This window comes from Streptomyces sp. NPDC040405, assembly GCF_055595765.1.
Genome location: NZ_JBVIVI010000001.1, coordinates 1,594,055 through 1,611,476 on the forward strand (window position 1 = coordinate 1,594,055; position 17,422 = coordinate 1,611,476).

Annotated in this window: 20 protein-coding genes; 2 read left to right on the top strand and 18 right to left on the bottom strand. The window is 73.0% G+C overall.

What is annotated here, in order from left to right; translation table 11 throughout:
- Nucleotides 1-23: 23 nt before the first annotated feature.
- From fabG to ACZ59A_RS06485, 18 genes are all read right to left on the bottom strand, one after another.
- Nucleotides 24-767, bottom strand: a complete 744-nt coding sequence (gene fabG / locus ACZ59A_RS06400) for a 3-oxoacyl-ACP reductase FabG (protein WP_470954230.1) — start codon at nucleotides 765-767, stop codon at nucleotides 24-26.
- A 4-nt stretch (nucleotides 768-771) separates the two neighbouring features.
- Nucleotides 772-1,260 carry a 3-hydroxyacyl-ACP dehydratase FabZ family protein gene (locus ACZ59A_RS06405; protein WP_470954233.1) on the bottom strand — a complete coding sequence of 163 codons (489 nt, stop codon included), beginning with the start codon at nucleotides 1,258-1,260 and terminating at the stop codon, nucleotides 772-774.
- Entirely contained in the window at nucleotides 1,257-1,721 is a 465-nt protein-coding gene (locus ACZ59A_RS06410; RefSeq protein WP_470954236.1) for a 3-hydroxyacyl-ACP dehydratase FabZ family protein, read from the bottom strand. Before ACZ59A_RS06410 ends, ACZ59A_RS06405 begins: the two co-directional genes overlap by 4 nt.
- Before the next feature lies 1 nt (nucleotide 1,722).
- Nucleotides 1,723-1,977, bottom strand: coding sequence for an acyl carrier protein (locus ACZ59A_RS06415; protein WP_468052962.1), 255 nt, complete (start codon nucleotides 1,975-1,977; stop codon nucleotides 1,723-1,725).
- Between the two features lie 27 nt (nucleotides 1,978-2,004).
- Entirely contained in the window at nucleotides 2,005-2,958 is a 954-nt protein-coding gene (locus tag ACZ59A_RS06420) for an ACP S-malonyltransferase (protein ID WP_470954239.1), read from the bottom strand.
- Nucleotides 2,959-2,975: 17 nt separating this feature from the next.
- Complete coding sequence (locus ACZ59A_RS06425) at nucleotides 2,976-4,172, bottom strand: beta-ketoacyl synthase N-terminal-like domain-containing protein (protein WP_470954242.1); 1,197 nt, start codon at nucleotides 4,170-4,172, stop codon at nucleotides 2,976-2,978.
- Nucleotides 4,173-4,213: 41 nt separating this feature from the next.
- Nucleotides 4,214-4,624: a hypothetical protein gene (locus tag ACZ59A_RS06430; protein ID WP_468052956.1), complete on the bottom strand. Its 411-nt coding sequence runs from the start codon at nucleotides 4,622-4,624 to the stop codon at nucleotides 4,214-4,216.
- Between the two features lie 3 nt (nucleotides 4,625-4,627).
- Nucleotides 4,628-5,035 carry a hypothetical protein gene (locus tag ACZ59A_RS06435; protein WP_470954673.1) on the bottom strand — a complete coding sequence of 136 codons (408 nt, stop codon included), beginning with the start codon at nucleotides 5,033-5,035 and terminating at the stop codon, nucleotides 4,628-4,630.
- Nucleotides 5,035-5,361, bottom strand: coding sequence for a hypothetical protein (locus tag ACZ59A_RS06440; RefSeq protein ID WP_470954245.1), 327 nt, complete (start codon nucleotides 5,359-5,361; stop codon nucleotides 5,035-5,037). Before ACZ59A_RS06440 ends, ACZ59A_RS06435 begins: the two co-directional genes overlap by 1 nt.
- A complete protein-coding gene (locus tag ACZ59A_RS06445; protein WP_470954247.1) occupies nucleotides 5,358-6,149 on the bottom strand; it encodes an SDR family oxidoreductase in 792 nt (263 codons plus the stop codon). The genes ACZ59A_RS06440 and ACZ59A_RS06445 overlap by 4 nt, the downstream gene beginning before the upstream one ends.
- A 25-nt stretch (nucleotides 6,150-6,174) precedes the next feature.
- Nucleotides 6,175-7,137, bottom strand: coding sequence for a beta-ketoacyl synthase N-terminal-like domain-containing protein (locus ACZ59A_RS06450; RefSeq protein ID WP_470954249.1), 963 nt, complete (start codon nucleotides 7,135-7,137; stop codon nucleotides 6,175-6,177).
- Complete coding sequence (locus ACZ59A_RS06455) at nucleotides 7,137-8,318, bottom strand: beta-ketoacyl synthase N-terminal-like domain-containing protein (RefSeq protein ID WP_470954251.1); 1,182 nt, start codon at nucleotides 8,316-8,318, stop codon at nucleotides 7,137-7,139. Before ACZ59A_RS06455 ends, ACZ59A_RS06450 begins: the two co-directional genes overlap by 1 nt.
- Nucleotides 8,318-9,307 carry a hypothetical protein gene (locus ACZ59A_RS06460; protein ID WP_470954252.1) on the bottom strand — a complete coding sequence of 330 codons (990 nt, stop codon included), beginning with the start codon at nucleotides 9,305-9,307 and terminating at the stop codon, nucleotides 8,318-8,320. The genes ACZ59A_RS06455 and ACZ59A_RS06460 overlap by 1 nt, the downstream gene beginning before the upstream one ends.
- The gene (locus ACZ59A_RS06465) at nucleotides 9,307-10,380 is read right to left on the bottom strand and encodes a beta-ketoacyl synthase N-terminal-like domain-containing protein (RefSeq protein WP_470954254.1); all 1,074 of its coding nucleotides are present in this window, start codon (nucleotides 10,378-10,380) and stop codon (nucleotides 9,307-9,309) included. Before ACZ59A_RS06465 ends, ACZ59A_RS06460 begins: the two co-directional genes overlap by 1 nt.
- Nucleotides 10,377-11,543, bottom strand: a complete 1,167-nt coding sequence (locus ACZ59A_RS06470; protein ID WP_470954255.1) for a beta-ketoacyl synthase N-terminal-like domain-containing protein — start codon at nucleotides 11,541-11,543, stop codon at nucleotides 10,377-10,379. Before ACZ59A_RS06470 ends, ACZ59A_RS06465 begins: the two co-directional genes overlap by 4 nt.
- A 166-nt stretch (nucleotides 11,544-11,709) precedes the next feature.
- Nucleotides 11,710-12,945, bottom strand: coding sequence for a beta-ketoacyl-[acyl-carrier-protein] synthase family protein (locus ACZ59A_RS06475; protein WP_470954258.1), 1,236 nt, complete (start codon nucleotides 12,943-12,945; stop codon nucleotides 11,710-11,712).
- A 37-nt stretch (nucleotides 12,946-12,982) separates the two neighbouring features.
- On the bottom strand, nucleotides 12,983-13,234 hold the full coding sequence (locus tag ACZ59A_RS06480; RefSeq protein WP_468052938.1) for an acyl carrier protein: 252 nt from the start codon (nucleotides 13,232-13,234) through the stop codon (nucleotides 12,983-12,985).
- Between the two features lie 263 nt (nucleotides 13,235-13,497).
- On the bottom strand, nucleotides 13,498-14,259 hold the full coding sequence (locus ACZ59A_RS06485) for a helix-turn-helix transcriptional regulator (protein WP_470954260.1): 762 nt from the start codon (nucleotides 14,257-14,259) through the stop codon (nucleotides 13,498-13,500).
- A gap of 361 nt (nucleotides 14,260-14,620) precedes the next feature.
- Between ACZ59A_RS06485 and ACZ59A_RS06490 the strand changes: the two genes are divergently transcribed.
- The gene (locus tag ACZ59A_RS06490; protein WP_470954263.1) at nucleotides 14,621-16,183 is read left to right on the top strand and encodes an MFS transporter; all 1,563 of its coding nucleotides are present in this window, start codon (nucleotides 14,621-14,623) and stop codon (nucleotides 16,181-16,183) included.
- 84 nt (nucleotides 16,184-16,267) lie between these two features.
- Nucleotides 16,268-17,275, top strand: a complete 1,008-nt coding sequence (locus ACZ59A_RS06495) for a zinc-dependent alcohol dehydrogenase (RefSeq protein ID WP_470954265.1) — start codon at nucleotides 16,268-16,270, stop codon at nucleotides 17,273-17,275.
- The last annotated feature ends 147 nt before the right edge of the window (nucleotides 17,276-17,422 follow it).

A 17,422-nucleotide genomic window follows, 5' to 3' on the forward strand; every position in this document is an offset into this window, starting at 1 on the left:
CCGCCACCCGCTCACGTACTCGCTCAGATCACAATGCCACCGTCGACCTGGAACACCGCCCCGGTCACATACTCCGCCCCGACCAGGTACGCGACCATGTCGGCGACTTCCTCCGGGCGGCCGAAGCGGCGCAGCGGGATGCTCTGCTCCGCCTCCTTGCGCACACTCTCGGACAGCGCCGCCGTCATATCCGTCTCCACGAAGCCCGGCGCGACCACATTGGCCCGGATGCCGTACCGTCCGACCTCCTTGGCGAGCGATTTGGTGAAGCCGATGATCCCGGCCTTCGAGGCCGCGTAATTCGACTGTGCCGCATGGCCGTGCACGCCCGCCACCGAGGAGATGTTGATGATGCATCCGGACTTGCGCTTCATCATGCCGAATACGACCGAACGGCATATGTGGTACGTGCCGTCCAGGTTGACTTCCATGACGCCCCGCCATTCCTCGTCCTTCATCAGCAGCAGCGGATTGTCCCGCGCGATGCCCGCGGACACCACCGCCACGTCGAGAGGACCGAGCCGGTTCTCGGTGAACGCCACGAAGTCGCGCACCGCGTCGGCGTCCCGTACGTCCGTCTGGCGGCCGACCACCCGGCCGCCGTCGAGCCCGGCGGCCTCCTCTTCCAGGGCGCGGGCCGCGTCGGGGCTGGACTGGTGGCAGAACGCCACGTCGTAGCCGTCCCTGGCCAGCCGCAGCACGGTCGCGCGGCCGATGCCCCGGGAGCCGCCGGAGACCAGGGCCACCTTGCTGTGCACTTCGGACATGGTGTTACGTCACCTCTCCTGCCGGGGCCTTCAGTTCGGCGGCCGGGCGCATCGTCATCACCAGCCGCCCGACGGTGAGCACGGTCGCGTCCCCGACCAGGCTCTCCCCCTCGAACATGTACGTCTCCCCGACCTGCCGGTCCAGCCGGACGTGGTGTTCCACCACATCGCCGGGGAGGACCGGGCGGTGGTATTCGGCGTCGGTGATCCCGCCGAGCAGCATCGCCATGCCGTCCAGCACATCCGGATTGGGCTCCTCCCACGCCACCAGCACCCCCGCCACATGGCACCAGGATTCGAGGAGCACCGTCCAGGGGTAGTGGTAAGCCTCCGCGGGGGCGTCGTCCGGAACGGCCTCGTACCAGGGTTCGTTGCAGGTGACGGCCTTGAGCCCGGAGGCGCGCTCGCCCGGGACCAGCTGGGTGACCCGGTCGACCAGCAGCATGGGGTAGCGGTGCGGCAGCACCCGCTTGATCTCGTCCACGGTGATCATCGGGTGGCCTCCCGTCCGGCAGGGGCGGTGAAGCGCAGCCGGACGCGGGCGGCGAGCCCGCGCTCGGTGGTGACCTCGGCCCGGCAGCGCCAGCCGCCCGGCGCGTCGTCCCGCTCGTCCTGCCTGTCCCGCCCTTCCCGCTCGTCCTGCCTGTCCCGCTCGTCCCGTAGCCAGGTGAACTCGCAGCTCAGGGTGGAGCCGGGGAAGACCGGGCCGAGGAAGCGGGCGGACTCGACCGCCGCCAGGACGCTCCCCGGCTCGGGCAGCGTGGCGAGGGCGCCGCGCTGGACGTACTCGACGACGCACACCCCGGGGAAGATCGGGAAGCCGGGGAAGTGACCGGCGAACACCTTCTCCGTGCCGCCGACCACGACCACGCACCGGGCGGGCCGCTCCCCCGGGACCCCGGGGTCGACCACCTCCACGGTGCCGTCGACCGGTCCGCACGCGGTCGCCGTCACCTCACTTCTCCAGTTTCGACGCGAGCAGGTCGTGCACCTTCCGCAGGCAGGTGATGCTCTTCATCTCCCGCTCCTCCAGCTTCACCGCGTACTTCTTCTCCAGCTCCACCATGACCTCCAGGGCCATGAGCGAGTCGACGCCGAGGTCCTTGACGAAGTCGGCCTCGTCGGTCACCTCCTCCTCTTCCACATCGAGGACTTCCGCGACGAAGGCGCGCAGTTCGTCGAGGTCCAGCGCGGCGGTGGCGTCGGCCATGGGGGTTCCTTCCGGGGTCGGGGGTCTTCAGGGGGCGGTGGGTGCGGCGAGCGCGGCGGGCGACTCGACCGGGACGGTCGCCGCGCCCGCCGCGATCCGGCGGATCATTCCGGTCAGCTGACGGCCGGGGCCCAGCTCCACGAACCGGGCGCAGCCCAGCTCGGCTCCGAGGGTCCGGACGCTCTCCTCCCAGCGCACCGGGCTGGTGAGCTGGGCGAGTTCGCGGTCCCGCCACCGCTCGCCGCCGCGGTGGGGGCGGGCGTCCGCGTTGGCGACGACGGGGAGGTGCGCGGGGGCGAACTCCACGGCGGCCAGGGCCGTGCGCAGTTCGTCCGCGGCGGCGGCCATGAGCGGGCTGTGGAACGCGCCGCCGACGGCGAGCCGGAGCACCTTGCCGCCGCTCTCCGCGGCCAGTGCGGCGAGCCGGTCGACGCCCTCGGCGGTGCCGGAGACGACGAGGTTGCCGGGCGCGTTGGCTCCTGCGAGCCAGACCTGAAGCCCCTCCGCCCGCACCCGCCCGGCCAGCTCGTCCACGGCCTCGGCGTCGAGCCGGACGACGGCCGCCATGGTGCCGGGCGCGTGCTCGGCGCAGCGGCGCATGGCGCGGCCGCGGGCGGCGACCAGCCGTGCCGCGTCGGCGAGCGGCAGCGCCCCGGCCGCGTACAGGGCGGTGTACTCGCCGACGCTGTGGCCCGCGCACGCGGCCACCTCGCCCAGCAGCCCGGCGGCGGCCGCCTCGCGGTGGACGATCACCTGGTACGCGAAGACGGCGAGCTGGGCCAGGTCGGTGCGGCGCAGGGTGTCGTCGCCGGCCGTCAGCAGCAGCTCTCCGACGTCCGTGCCGGTGTGCTCGGAGATCTCGGCCGCCAGCGGCCAGGACGCGGTGTCCCGCCACGCCCGGCCCATGCCCGCCTTCTGGGCGCCCTGCCCGGGGAAGACCAGCGCGGTGCGCACGCCCGCCGGTATCTCACTGCCTGTCATGCGCGCCCCTTCCCGCTTCACCGGGTCCGCAGCAGCGCCGCGCCGACCACGCCGTCCCGGTCGACCGTGGTGATCAGGGCGGGGCTGCCGGGGGCGATCTCGCCGCGCTCCGCCAGCGCGAGGACGGCCGCGATCTGGAAGGCCGCGGAGGCGGCGCAGGTGTCGCCGATGGCGTCGGCCGTCGCCAGCCGCAGCGGCCGGTGGCCGCCGAGGACGTCGGCGAGGGCGGCTCGCTCGGCCTCGCCCTCGGCGCCGGGCGCCTGGGAGTCGGCGAGGGCCCGTACGTCGCCGGGCGCGATGCCGGTACGGTCCAGCAGCCGCCGTACCGCGTCGGCGAGCACCGTACGGGCGGCGGCCGGGTCCGTGGCGAAGCCGAACTCCACGCCCGCGACCTCGGCGAGCCCGGCGCGGCCGTGTTCCCGGGCCTCGTCCGCGGTCTCCAGCAGCCAGACCGCGGCGCCCTCGCCGAGCACCGCCGTCGCGTCGTCGTCGGCGCGGGTGTGCCACTCCAGCCAGGCGCGGGCGGAGGTGAACTCCTCGACCGCCCCGCACAGCACGGTGCGGGCGCGCCCCGCGCGCTGGAGCCGCAGCGCGTACCGCAGGGTGAGCAGCCCGGCGGCCCTGCCGCCCGCGATGGTGGTGTTGGGGCCCTTGAGGCCGTGCCAGATGGCGGACTGCCCGGCCGCGCAGTTCATCACCGTGTTGGGGAACCGGGCCGGGTCCACGAAGAAGGGCTTGGCGCTGACGAGCGAGTCACGGGTGAAGTCCATGATGGACTGGGCGCTTCCGGTGCTGGTGCCGAGCGCCAGACCGGTGTGCTCGCCGACACCCGGCAGCCGGTCAGCGCCGTCGCCCGCGCCCTGCCGTTCACCCGGCCGCTCGCCCTGCCGTTCACCCGGCCGCTCGCCCTGGCGTTCGCCCGGCCGGTCGCCCTCCCGCTCGCCGGAGAGCAGATGGCGGATCGCGGTGACGGCAAGCCCGGTGACCCGGTCCATGGAGCGGGTGTTCTTACGGCCGAGGATCTCCCGGATGTGGAAGTCCGGGACGAGGCACGCCTCGCGGAACGGCACCGACCACTCCTCGGGGTCCAGCGGCTTCCCGGTGCCGCGGCCGGACCGCAGCCCGCTGCTGAAGTCCGCGGCCCGCAGCCCCAGGGGCGACACGGCGGTCCAGGCGGAGATGACCGGGCGGACCGCGGCCGGAGCGTTGACCATCGGTACTCCTTCGGTAGTGGCCCGGAGGCCGGACGGGGTGCTCACAGGAACCACACCTGTTCGTACGAGGGCCATCGCGCGGCCAGCCCGTGCGCCTCGATCACCCGGACGCCGGGCAGCAGCCGGTCTGCGGCGGTGCGCCCCAGCGCGGCCAGGTCGGGCCGCTCGACCAGCACGGTCACCCCGGCGTCGAGCACCTTCGCGACGGACGCGCGCGGATCCGGCAGGGTGTCCAGCGTGCGCCCGCCGAGGCGCAGCGGCGGCTGGGGGGCGTCGGTGCGCAGGGCGTAGCCGACGGCGGGTCCGCGCAGCGCCAGATCGCAGCCCCCGCCGCTCTGCCGGTGCAGATCGGGGACGACGTAGAGGGCGTCGGCGAACTGGGTCTCGACCGATCCGCGGTACGCCTTCTCCATGATCAGCAGCCAGCGCGCCTGTCGCACCTGTTCCGTCATGGCTCAGCACACCCCCATGACCAGGCTCTTGTCCGCCGCCTTGACGTGTTCGGCGAACAGGAACGGGGACCGCTTGCTGACCTGGGGGATCTGGTCGGCCGCGCCCCGGTCGTCGGCGCAGAAGCGGCAGACGTACCAGTAGAGCCGGTCGGGGTGGTCGGCGAGCAGATCGCGGACGATCAGCGCGGTGGACGGATGGCGGCGCTCCAGGTCGGTGAGGTCGCGCGGTTTGGTGTCGCCGAGGGCCGCGCTGGTCAGGCCGGTGGCGTCGCCGCAGGTCCAGATCTGCACCCGGGCGCCGCGGTCGAGCAGCGCGGTGGCCAGCCGCAGCGCCGAGGTCACCAGGTCGCTCTGGTGGGGCGCGCCGAAGAGGTTGAGGAGGACATCGGTGGCGGGTACGGGCCGGGCCATCAGTGCCACACCGCCCGCACCTGGGATTCCAGCAGCTTGGCGGCCACGTCGTCCATCTCCACCATGCGGACGTCGGGGGCGAGGTCGGCGGCGGGCAGGGCGCGCTGGCTGGCCGAGAAGGTGTCCACCCACACCTCGCCGCCGTCGCGCAGGAACGTCTCGATGCCGGGCGCGGCGCCGGGGAGGGCGGCGGCGACCCCGTTCTCGACGAGGAACAGCACCACCCGGTGGCCGTCCCCGGCCAGCCGTGCCGCGTCGCCGACGAAGCGCTCACAGGCGGGCCCGGTCTGCGGGCCGCCGCTCTCGATCAGCAGATGGTCCGTCATGTGAGCAGTTCACCGCCGTCCACGCCGATCACATTGCCGGTGATCCACGAGGAGTCGGAGCGGGACAGCAGCGAGACGGCCTCGGCGACGTCCTCCGGCCGGGTGAGCCGCCGGTGCGGATTGAGGTCCCGGGCGTACGCGGCGAGCCGTTCGCTGTCGGGGATGCGCTCCATGGACGGGGTCGGGGTGACCCCGGCGCGCAGCGCGTTGACGGCGATGCCCGAGGGGGCGAGTTCCAGGGCGAGTTGGCGTACGTGGGACTCCAGCGCGGCCTTGGCGGCGGAGACGGCGCCGTAGTGGGGCATGACGCGGGTGCCTCCGGCGGAGGTCATCGCGTACACCTTGGCCCCCTCGCGCAGCAGGCCCGCGGTGAACAGGTCCTGGGTCCAGTAGACGAGGGAGTGCGCCATCACGTCGAGCGTCATGTTCATCTGGCGGGACGTGAGGCTGCCGTCGCCGTCGGGGGTGACGTACGGCAGCAGGGTCCCGAACGCGAGGGAGTGGACTAGGACCCGGATGCCCTTGCCGCCGGTCAGCTCCTCGAACCTCGGCAGCAGTTCCTCGCGGGTGCGGGCGGAGGCGGCGTTGGCGTTGAAGAAGTGCGCCTCGACGCCGTGCGCGCGCATCTCCTCCTGGGCGACCGCCGCCTTCTGCTGCCCCTCGGTGGTGTCGAAGTGGACGCCCAGGATGCCGACGCCCGCGCGGGCCAGCTCGTGGGATATGGCCAGGCCCATGCCGCTGGAGGCGCCCAGGACCAGGCACCAGGATCCTTCGAGTGAGGTGATCATCGGCCGCTCGCCCTCCGTAGTCCGCTCATCGGCTGCTCGCTTCCGTGCCGCCGGATCCGCCCGGGGTGACCAGGCAGACGGCGGTGTTTCCCTCGGCCGCCGCGGTGACGACGGCGTGTGCGCGGTCCGGGGTGCCGCGCAGGGCGGTGGCGAGGTGCGCCATCGGCGCCAGGCAGCCCGCGCCCGCCGGGACCCGCTCGATCCCCTCGCCCAGTGGTTCGCCCAGCGCCTCGCCCAGTGCTTTCGCGACCGCCTCGCCCACCGGGGAGCCGTCCAGCACGGCGGTGCCGGTCAGCGGGTCGCCCGACCGGTGGCCGAGGGCGGCGAGGGCGTCCCGCAGCGCCGCCGCGGCCTCCCCGGCGCCGTCGGCCGAGGCGGCGAGGGCGGGCGGCAGGAAGAACGTACGGACACCGACGCGCCCGTACGCCCGTCCGCCGCGCTCCGCGACGGCCGCCGCGGGCTCCAGCAGCAGCGCAACGGCACCGGCCTCCGAGGCGTCCGCCCCCGGCTCGCCCTCGGGCAGTGCCTCTTCCGTCGCCCCGGCGAGCAGCCGGGATGCGCGCCCGGCGGCGACGGCGCGCGCGCCGGTCTGGAGCGCCTCCAGACCGGCGACGCGGGGGCTGGTGACGGTGAGGTTGAACCCCTTGAGGTCGTGTTCGGTGGCCAGTCGGCTGCCGAAGAGGTTGATGGAGAAGTAGGGGGCGGTGACCGGGCTCAGCGCGTCGGCGCCGCCCTCCCCGACGACCGTACGGTCCATCGCGTGGTGCAGGGACACGGCCGCGCTGTTGGTGCCCACCGCGGCGCCGCGGCGCTCGGGGCCCGCCGCGGTCAGGGCGTCCTCGCCCGCGTCGGCGAGCGCGCGCTTGGCGGCGGCCAGCACGTACTGGGAGGCGCTGGGCAGGTACTTGTAGCCGCGGCGGCCCAGCGCCGTACGGAAGTCGAAGCCGTCCGGGGCCACTTCGCCCACACCTGTGACAACCAGGTCCATCAGCGGGCCTCCGCGAAGACGAGGGAGATATTGTTGCCGCCGAAGGCGTAGGCGTTGACCAGCCCGTATCCGCCGTTCAGCGGGGTGCTCCCGGACGGCAGCGGCACCGCGCACTCCGGATCGGCCGCCCCGACGGGCACGTTCGGCGGCAGCGTGCGGTGGTGCAGCATCAGGGCGGCGGACAGGGCGGCGAACGCGCCCGCCGCGCCGCCGGTATGGCCGATGAGCGCCTTCAGGCTGTACAGCGGCGGGACCTCCGCGCCGAGCACGGCGGTGAGCACCCGGCTCTCCACCACGTCGTTGAGGTCGGTGCCGGTGCCGTGCGGCACCACGAAACCGACCTCGCCCCCGCCCGCCTCGCGCAGCGCCTCCCGCAGCGCGCGCTCGATCTGCCCGCCGCCGGGCTCGGGCGCGGTCGCGTGGTGGGCGTCGCAGCTCCAGCCGCTGCCCGCGAGACGGGCGTAGCCGGGCCCGGCGCCCCGCGCGCGGGCGTGCGCGGCGGACTCCAGGACCAGTACGGCGGCGCCCTCGCCGAAGACCGTGCCGCGCCGGTCGGCGGCGAACGGGCGGCAGCGCTCGGGGTCGATGGCGCCCAGCCGGTTGAAGCAGGCGAGCGCGACCCGGGAGTACGCCTCGGCGCCGCCCGCGAACACCACGTCCGCCTCGCCCGAGCGGATCAGGTCGGCGGCGACGGACAGCGCGTACCCGCTGGCGGAACAGGCGTTGCTGACACAGGTGTTGGGACCGCGCGCGCCGAGCAGGCCGCCGACCGCCGAGGCGACCGGGAAGACCGGCGCCCAGCGGCCGGAGTCCGGGGCGGCCCGGCCCGTCCACCACGCCTCGTGCAGCTCCGTATCGCCCATGCCGCTGCTGATCGCGACGGCCACCCGGCGCGGGTCGACGCTCCCCGGCTCCGCGAGCCCCGCGTCCCGGGCCGCCTGCCCGGCGGCCTCGATGGCGAACCGCGAACCGCGCCCCAGCGGCAGCCCCTCCCACTCCGCTGGCCCGTCCGGCACGTCGGCCCCGGGCACCAGATACATCCGCGGATGGTCCATGTGGGCGTCGCTGTCGGGCACCCGGGACGGGGTGGTGCGCGCGGTGTGCATGCCGTGCCAGAAGGCGTCGACGCCCGTGCCCAGCGGCGACAGCGCCCCCACCCCGGTGACCAGGACGTCGTCCATCAGGTGCCGCTCGGCTTTCCGCTCAGCGCGTCCAGCACCCGCCGGTCGAAGGGGACCAGATGCCAGTCGCGGCGGTTCTCGATCAGCGCGTAGCCGTGCACGATGCCACCGGTGGCGGTGCGGACGAGCGCGCCGTCGCGGACCACGTAACAGTCCATGCGGGCGGTGTAGGTGAGGTCCTTGAAGATCTCCTCCACCGTGTAGACGGTGTACAGGTCCTCCTCCATCAGCGCCTCGCCGGTGATCCGCAGCCAGGAGCGCGGCACGACGGGTATCCACCTGCGGTCGTCCAGCAGCGTCTTGATGGAGATGCCGCGGGACTTCACGAAGCGGTCCTTGGCCTCCTCCATCAGCCGCAGATAGCCGGACATCTGGAGCCGCTCGGTGAAGTGGCAGTAGGGGTAGGAGATGTTCCACTTCCACGCGTGGGCGTTACGGCCCTCCGTGAGCGCCGCCAGTACGGCCCGCTCGTCGCGAGTCCCGTCCGGATACGGCTCGGTGGGGGCCTCCTCGCCCAGCCGGTCCACGGTGAACCGGCCGAACTCGCCGGGCGGTTCGGCGGGACCCGTCAGAGGGTCCGACAGGTAGGTGTCGGCGCGCAGCGAGACATGAACCTTGGCGGTGACGGCCTTGAGGACCGAGCCGTCGCGGACGACCCGCAGGGTCACCCGGAAGGCGAGCGCCGTATCGCCGTCGGAGGTCTGCGGCACCACCTCGGCCTCGGCCTCGTCGTCCAGGTGGAAGGCGTGCAGGATGCGGCTGTCCAGCGCCACGATGTCCAGCCCGAGGCCGTGTTCCTCGTACAGCCTCCGGGCGGGCGCCCCGCAGCGGGCGAAGTGGACGAGCACCGCCTCCTCGATCAGATAGTTGACGTGCTTGAAGCCGATCCAGGTGCAGATGTTGGAGCCCTCGTACCGCGGACGCAGCCGCACCGTGGTGGTGTCGGCCAGCAGGGCCTTCGTCGACATCGGCGGAACGGCGGCTCTCATCAGGTGCACTCCATGGCTGAAATCTGCGACATCGCTGAAACCTTTGGCATCCGCCGCTCGCCCGGCCCGCGCAGCAGCAGTCCGGACACGGCGTCCGCCGTGTCGTCGCCGCTGGTGATCAGCGCCTCGCCCGCACCGGCCCCGGCTTCGGCCCCGGCCGTGCCGAGCCAGCCGACCGCGGCGGCGCACTGGAGGACGCCGAGCGCGCCGGAGGCGCGGCCGAAGGCGGTGGTGAGGTCGTGCCGCGGTACGGAGGGGGGCACCGGTACACCGGCGGTGTCGGCGGCGGGTTCCTCGTAGCGCTCCGGGGTGAACCAGACGCCCGGCCCTTCGCCGCCCTCCGGCAGCAGCGCCCGGACGCAGCCCGCGAGCCCCGCGCGGCGCTCGTACGGCCCCAGGACGGCGACGGCGCGCGCCCCGCGCTCCTCCGCCCAGCGGGCGCCCTCCACGACGAGGGCGGCCGCGCCGTCCAGCAGGTCGTCGGCGGGCCGGGCGAGGAGGTCCGCCACGACGGCGTTGCGGGTCTCGACGCCGACGACCAGGGCGCGGCGGACACGGCCCGCGGCGACGAGCGTCGCGGCCCAGTGGACGGCGTCCAGACCGGACGTCGGCCCGTTGCACAGCATCAGGTTGGGGCCGCGCAGCCCGTGCCGGATCGCGACCCAGGAGGCGATCACATTGCTGGAGGCGTTGGGCAGGCTCATGGGGCTCAGCGACCGGGCCGAGTCCTCGGTGATGGCGGCGGCGGTGAGGCACGCGGTGTCGAGGTTGCCCAGGTTGGAGCTGGCCACGACGCCGACGGTGTCGCCCGGGACGGTCAGCGTCTCGCCGTCGGCTCCCTCGGCGCCATCGGCGGAAACAAGGGCGGCGTCGCATAACGCGTCGAGCGCGGCGCACAGCGCGAGTTGGGTCGCCCGGTCCTTGTAGCGGTGCCCTCGGCGGCCGATGCGGGCGCCCGTGTCGAACGGTTGGGGCGCGCACCCGGGGGCGTGCGCGCCGCGCAGCAGCGCGCCCGGGGTGTCCGCGCCGGGCAGGGCCAGCCCGACCCCCGAGACCACGACGGCGGCGCTCACCGCTCGGCCCTCTCCACTATGGCGACGGCGTTGACCCCGCCGAACCCGAACGCGTCGATCTGGGCGAACCGCAGCGCCTCCCCCTCGGCCGGGGACGGCTCGCGGACGAAGCGGAAGGCCGCCGCCTCGGGCAGCGGGTCGGTGAGGCCGAGGGTCGGCGGGATCCGGCCCGAGGTCAGCGACTTCAGCGCGACGATCACGCTGACCAGCCCCGAACTGCCCGAGGTGTGGCCGGTCATGGACTTGATCGCGGTCATCAGCGGCGTCGTCACCTCGGGGCCGAACACCTCGGCGATGGCGGTCGCCTCCGCGCTGTCGTTGAGCTGCGTACCGGTGCCGTGCAGCAGCACCAGGTCGATGTCGCCGGGGGTGACGCCCGCCCGCTGCTGGGCCTCGTGCACCGCCCGTACGATGCCCCGCGCGTCGGGCGCGGTGACATGGCGCGCGTCGCAGTTCATGCTGACGGCGCGCAGTCTGCCGAGCGCGCCGGAGCACGCGCCGGACTCCCGCGCACCCGGCTCCTCCCGGCGCAGCACCACCGCGGCGGCGCCGTCGCCCATCAGCACCCCGCGGCGCTCCCGGTCGAACGGCCGGACCCGGTCGGGCGGTTCGGCGTTCACCCGGTCCAGCAGTCCGTACATGGACTCGGTGACGGTGTCGACACCGGCCACGATCACGGTGTCCTCGGCGCCGGTGGCCAGCAGGTCGCTGCCGAGGGCGAGGGCGTACAGCGAGGCCGAGCACGCCCCCGCGAAGGTGTGGGTGCGCACCGCGCCGAACCGCTCGCGCAGCGCGGTGCCGAAGTGCAGCCGCGCCCCGGTGTCGAACGCGGTGCCGTCGCGCCAGGCCAGCTCCGCGGAGCGCAGCTCGCGCAGCCCGGTGCCGACCAGGACGGGCACCTGGCTCAGGTCCTCGCCGAGCCCGGCCTGCCGCGCCGCCTCCCCGACGGCGCGCAGCAGCCAGGCGGTGGCCCGGCCGGGCACATCGGCGCCGGGTCCCGGCCGGTCGTCTATCTCGTACGCGTGCCGCCCCCGGTAGCGGCCCGGGTCGAAGCCGCGCAGTTCACCGAGTCCGCTGGTGCCCGCGCACAGGGCCGAGAAGACCTCGTCGACGCCTTCGCCCACGCTCACCACGGCGCCCGCGCCGGTCACCAGCTGACTCATGCCCTTAGGGAGTGTCTTGCCGATCATGCCGGGCTCCCGACGCCTGGCACGGCACCTCGCGGCCCCGCGCTCGTCGCACGCAGCGCCGCTGCGCTCTCCTCACGCGGGTTGCGAGCCACCGCACCAGACGCCGCTCGCTGATCCGGCCTGATCAACAAGACACCCCCTAATCCCAGTCCGTGCCGCGCTTGCCGAAGATCACGACGGCGTTGTTGCCGCCGAAGGCGAGCCCGTTGTTCTGTACGACCCTCAGCTCGGCGTCCACCGCCTCGTTCGGTACGACGTCGAGACCGCACTCCGGGTCGGTCTCCACGTGGTTGATGGTCGGCGGGATGAACCCCTCGGTGAGGGCGAGCGCGCAGGCGATCGAGGCGAGCGCCCCGGCGGCGCCCATGGAGTGGCCGATCATCGACTTGATGGACACGGTGCGCGGCGGTGCGGCGTCGCCGAAGACCTGGCGGATGGCGCGGGCCTCGGTGATGTCGTTGGCCTTGGTGCCGGTGCCGTGCGCGGAGATGAAGTCGACCTCCTCCGGTTTGATCCGGGCGTCGTCCAGGGCGAGTCGCATGCAGCGGGCCACGCTGTCCTGGTTGGGGGCGACGGGGTGGTCCGCGTCGCAGTTGAGGCCGTAGCCGAGGACTTCGGCGTAGATCCGGGCGCCGCGGGCCAGCGCCGATTCCAGGCTCTCCAGCACCAGGACGCCCGCGCCCTCGCCGGTGAGGATGCCCTTGCGGTCCTTGTCGAAGGGCTGGCAGCGCTCCGGCGCTATGGTGCCGAGCCGGTAGAAGCCGGTGAAGGTCTTGCGGCACAGGGCGTCGGCGCCGCCGCACAGGGCGATCTCCACGTCCCCGGCGCGGATGGCGTCGTAGCCGTAGCCGATGGCGTAGTTGCCCGCCGCGCACGCCGTGGGGAGGGTGACCGCCTCGGTCCGGCTCAGGGCGAACTCCTCGGCGATGACGGCCGAAAGCCGCCCGGCGGGCACCCGGCGGGCGACGGTGGGGTCCATCCGCTCGGGCCCGAGATCGACCTCCGTCTCGACCAGCTGGTCGAGGTCGCCCGACTCCCCGTCGGTGGTGCCGATGGAGATCAGCGAGGGAACGGCGCGCAGCGCGTCCTCCGCGATCCCGGCGTCGGCCACCGCCATGCGGGCCGCCGCCACCGAGAACTGGCTCGCCCGGCCGAGGTTCTCCACGTCCAGATTGCGGATCCACCGCCCGGGTTCGAAGTCCGGGACCTCGCATGCCATCGCATGCTCGAAACCCTCGGTGTCGAACGCGGTGACCGGCCGTGCCGCGCTCTTCCCCGCGCGCAGTCCGGCGAGGAATTCCGCGGTGCCGATGCCGATGCCGGACACCGCCCCGAGACCGGTGACGACGACCCTGCGACCCGACTCACCACGCATATCGCCCTGCCTTCCGAGGAGTCCGCCGAAGGTCCTGTCACCAGCCGGCCGCGGCGGAAACGACCTCGTAGACGCCCCTGAGGTTCACCATCCGGCCCAGCTCGGCCTGGTCGATGACGACGTTGAACGTTTTTTCGAGCGCCGCAAGTATTTCAATGGCCCGCAGCGAATCCGCATCATGCTCTTCTTTGAAGAGGCTGGTCTCGGTGACCTCGTCCGGGTCGATCTCAAGGATATCCGTGACGATTTCCTTGATGGTTTCCCGACGCTCTTCGACGATGGCGGCCATTACCGCGCACCTCCATTTTCGGCATGGGCAAAGCGACGACTGCCGATGACGCTATGCGCCGGTTCCGGGGCCGACAAGCCCCGAGTCCACTACCTGTCACACCGCCCGTGAACCCAACCGGACGACAACCACTGCTGTCATAAAGCTGCACTGCGCAGCCGGTTACCGGAACGTCAGGATGCCCAATCTGCAGCAAGCTGCCACGGCGATGCCCACAGACCGCGCAAATCACCCGGAATCCGACTACCCGTCACAGCAGTCGACTAGTCGCGCTCCGCCTCCATGAGCCCCGCGCGCACGGCCCGCACCCCGGCCTGGAAGCGCGACTCCACGTTCAGGTCCCGCATGATGTCAGCCACGTAGCGCCGGTACGTACGCACCGAGAGCCCCAGCTTCCGGGCGGCCGCGTCGTCCTTGTACCCCTCGGCCATCAGCGTCAGCACCTCGCGCAGCACCCGGCCGCGCGCCCCGCCCTCGAAGGACAGCGGCCGCATCGGACGCTGCGCGGTGTCCCACATCCCGCACAGCAGCCGGTGCAGCATCGTGGCCACCGTCGAGTTCTGGATCATCGAGGCGCGGGAGCCCCCCGGGTCGCCCGGGGACCCCTCGGGCGCGATCACCGCCGCGCCGTCCACCGCCACCAGTTCCTGCCGCACGGAGGCGCACACCCGCACCTCCAGCCGCGGCACCGTGCCGACCGTGCGCTGCCACACCGCCCCGCGAATGACCCGCGGCGGGCACAGCATCCGGATCCGCACGCCCTTGCCGGACAGCTGTGCGAGCGTCTGCGCGACCAGCCGCGCATGGTCCTCGTAGGAAACTTCCGGCAGGCTCCAGATCACGTCACGCTCGGCGCGCAGCACCAGCCGCGCCACCCATCCGGCCACGACCTCGCCGTCCACCGGCAGTTCCGCGGTCGCCGAGGCCAGCACGCTGCGGCGGTGCCGGGTCACGGCGGACTCGATCAGCTGTAATGCCTGGCCGAGGGCTTCTTCCAGGTTGTCCGACCTGGCTTCCGGCTCCATACGAACCGCTCTCCTTGTGCCCGTCTCGCCGTCAATACCGTCGATACCCTCAATAGGCGTACGGTCATTTGGTTGAATTCCAAAATGGCTCAAAGGACACCCCCCGTTCCCCAGTCGAGGCACAGTAACGAGCCATCTGCCGAAACGGCAAGGAACATCATGGCTCAACTGCCCGTCAGCCGGGTAAATACCATCGCCCTTCCGCGCGGGAAGACCCTCGAACGGGGTCAAGGGGCTGCGCCCCGGCTCGGCAGATTGGTAACTTCCTCTTGAGCCAGCAAGCCTTGAGCCAGCAAGTCGTCCCTTGCCGTACGAGCGCGGACCCCCCACCCTTCAGTGGTCCCCGAAAGGCGCCGCCCCCATGGCCGCACAGAACACCGCGATCACCGACACGGCACCGGCGGGCACCCCGGGGTCGCCCACCGGCCGTCAATGGCTCGCCCTCGCGGTGCTGGTCTTCTCCCAACTCGCGGTTTGGCTCGACAACACCGTTCTGAACGTCGCTCTCAAGACACTGGCCGACCCGGACGAGGGGCTCGGCGCCAGCCCCAACCAGCTCCAGTGGAGCATCAGCTCCTACACGCTGGTCTTCGCGGTGCTGCTCTTCACCGGCGGGGTGCTCGCCGACCGCTACGGCCACCGCAATCTGCTGCTCACCGGCATGCTCGTGTTCGGCGGCGCCTCGGCCTGGGCCGGGTACGCGGGCTCGGCCACCGAACTCATCGTCGCCCGCGGGGCGATGGGCATCGGCAGCGCCCTGATCATGCCCGCCACGCTCGCGCTGATCGCCCAGGTCTTCGACGAGCGGCACCGCGCGACCGCCATCGCCATCTGGTCCGGCTCCAGCGGTATCGCCATCGCCACCGGTCCGATGCTCAGCGGGGTGCTGCTCGACCACTTCTGGTGGGGGTCGGTCTTCCTCGTCAACGTGCCGATCGTCGTGCTGTGCGTGGCCGGTTCGCTGGTGTTCCTGCCCGGGGCGGGCGCCAGGGTGCGGCAGAAGTTCGACCCGCTGGGCGTGGTGCTCTCCACCGTCGGCCTCTTCGCCATCGTGTGGGCCGTCATCGAGGGCGGTCACCGCAACGACTGGAACGATCCGGCCATTCTCGGCGCGTTCGCCGTCGGCGCGGTCCTCGTTCTGGTGTTCGTCCTGGTCGAACTGCGGGTCGCCAACCCGAGCTTCGACGTCCGGCTCTTCCGCAACCGCCGGTTCACCGGAGCGAGCGTGGCCGTGATGCTGACCTTCTTCGGCCTCAACGGCTCGATGTACTACACCAGCTTCTACCTCCAGGGCGTCCACGGGCAGACCCCGCTGGAGTGCGGGCTGTCCATCGCCCCCGTCGCGATCGGCGTGCTGCTGGGCGCGCCGCTCTCGGCGAAGCTGGTGCGGGCGTACGGGGTGCGCCGCGTCGTCGGCGTCGCCATGGTCATCGCCACGGTCGGCTTCTTCGCGTACGTCTTCCTGGACGAGCACAGCGGCCTGGGGCTGTTCTGGGTCTTCCTGATCCTCCAGGGACTCGGCATGGGCGCCGCCGTGGCCCCCACCACCGAGGCCATCATGGCCGTCCTGCCCGCCGACCGCACCGGCGCCGGGTCCGCCGTCAACAACGCGATGCGGCAGATCGGCGGCGTCCTCGGGGTCGCGGTCCTCGGCTCCATCCTGGCCGGTGTCTACCGCGGCGAGATCAGCCCCAAGCTGGACGGTCTGCCGCCGGGCGCCGCCGGTGCCGCCGAGGAGTCCCCCGAGGCCACCCGGCTCGTCGCCGGGCAGCTGCGCATGCCGCGGCTGTCCGACTTCGCCGACCAGGGGTTCGTCCACGCCATGCACGTCGCCGCGGTGATCGGGGCGATCGCCGCGGCGGTCGGCGCGGCCATCATCTGGTGGACGTTCCGGCGGGCGTCGTACGCCGAGGGCACCCGCTGATCGCCCCGTGATCCTTTCCTTGCCTCCCCGGGGGTACGGGCATAGCCTCCCGGCACAACGTCCGTATTCCGGAAGGCTGTTCCCATGCGTACAGCGGTCATCACCGCGGCAGGCGAGGTCGAGTTAAGACGGATACCCGTGCCCGACGTCGGTGACTCGGAAGTGCTGGTGCGCATCGCGGCATGCGGCGTCTGCACCATGGAGGCCAACCTGTACGCCGGGCGCATGCCCGTCTACCCGGCCGCGGCCGGACACGAGATCTCCGGGTGGGTCGAACGCGTCGGCGCCAGCGCCGCCGGGCTAGAGGACATGCCCGCCGTCGGCTCCCTCGTCACCCTCGACGGCCTCCCCCGCTGCGGCGCCTGCCGCGCCTGCCGCCGCGGCCAGTCCGCCATCTGCGTCGCCCTCCAGGGCCGGGTGCGCGAGGCGGACGGCGCGATCGCCATGGGCGCCGGGCTCGCCGACCACATCGTGCTCCCCGCCTCCCGCGTCTGGTCGGTCGGCGACACCGACCCGGCGGTCGCCGCCATGGGCGAACCGCTCGCCTGCGTCGTCCACTCCCTGCGCCGCGGAGGCTTCCGCGCCGGGGACCGGGTGACCGTCATCGGCGCCGGGTACATGGGCCATCTGCACCTGGCCGTGGCCCGCGAGCTGGGCGCGCGCGAGGTCGCGGTGGTGGAGCGCGACGAGGAGCGCCGCGCGGCGGTCCCCGAGCGCGCCGTACGCCCCGAGGACGTCCGCCAACTCCCCTCCGCGGACGTCGTCTTCGTCACCATCGCCAGCGCCGAATGCATCGCCGCCGCCCTGGCCGCCGTGGCGGACGGCGGAACGATCGTCCTCTTCGGCGGCGCCTCGGGCGGCCCATCCGCCGACCTCCCGGGCTACGAGGTCCACCGCCGCCAGCTGACGGTGACGGGCTCCTTCAGCCACGAACCGGACGACTGGCGCACGGCAGCCGAACTCCTGCGCGGCGGCGCGCTGACGGCCCGCCTGGCCGAGCTGGTGACGGCCCGGTACGGCCTGGAAGAGGTGGAGAAGGCGCTGAAGCAGGCCGCGGAAACCCCGGTCTACCGCGTGGTAGTAACCCCGTAGCCGACTCCGGCCCAGGAGGCTGCGGCCACCCTGCGGCACCGTACGTACGCCCCGACCCGCCGCCCCGCATCACCCGCCCGGAAGCGGGCGCTTGCCCCGCCGGTCGGCGTGGGCGGGGTCCAGGGGCTGTGCCCCTGGGGCTGGGAG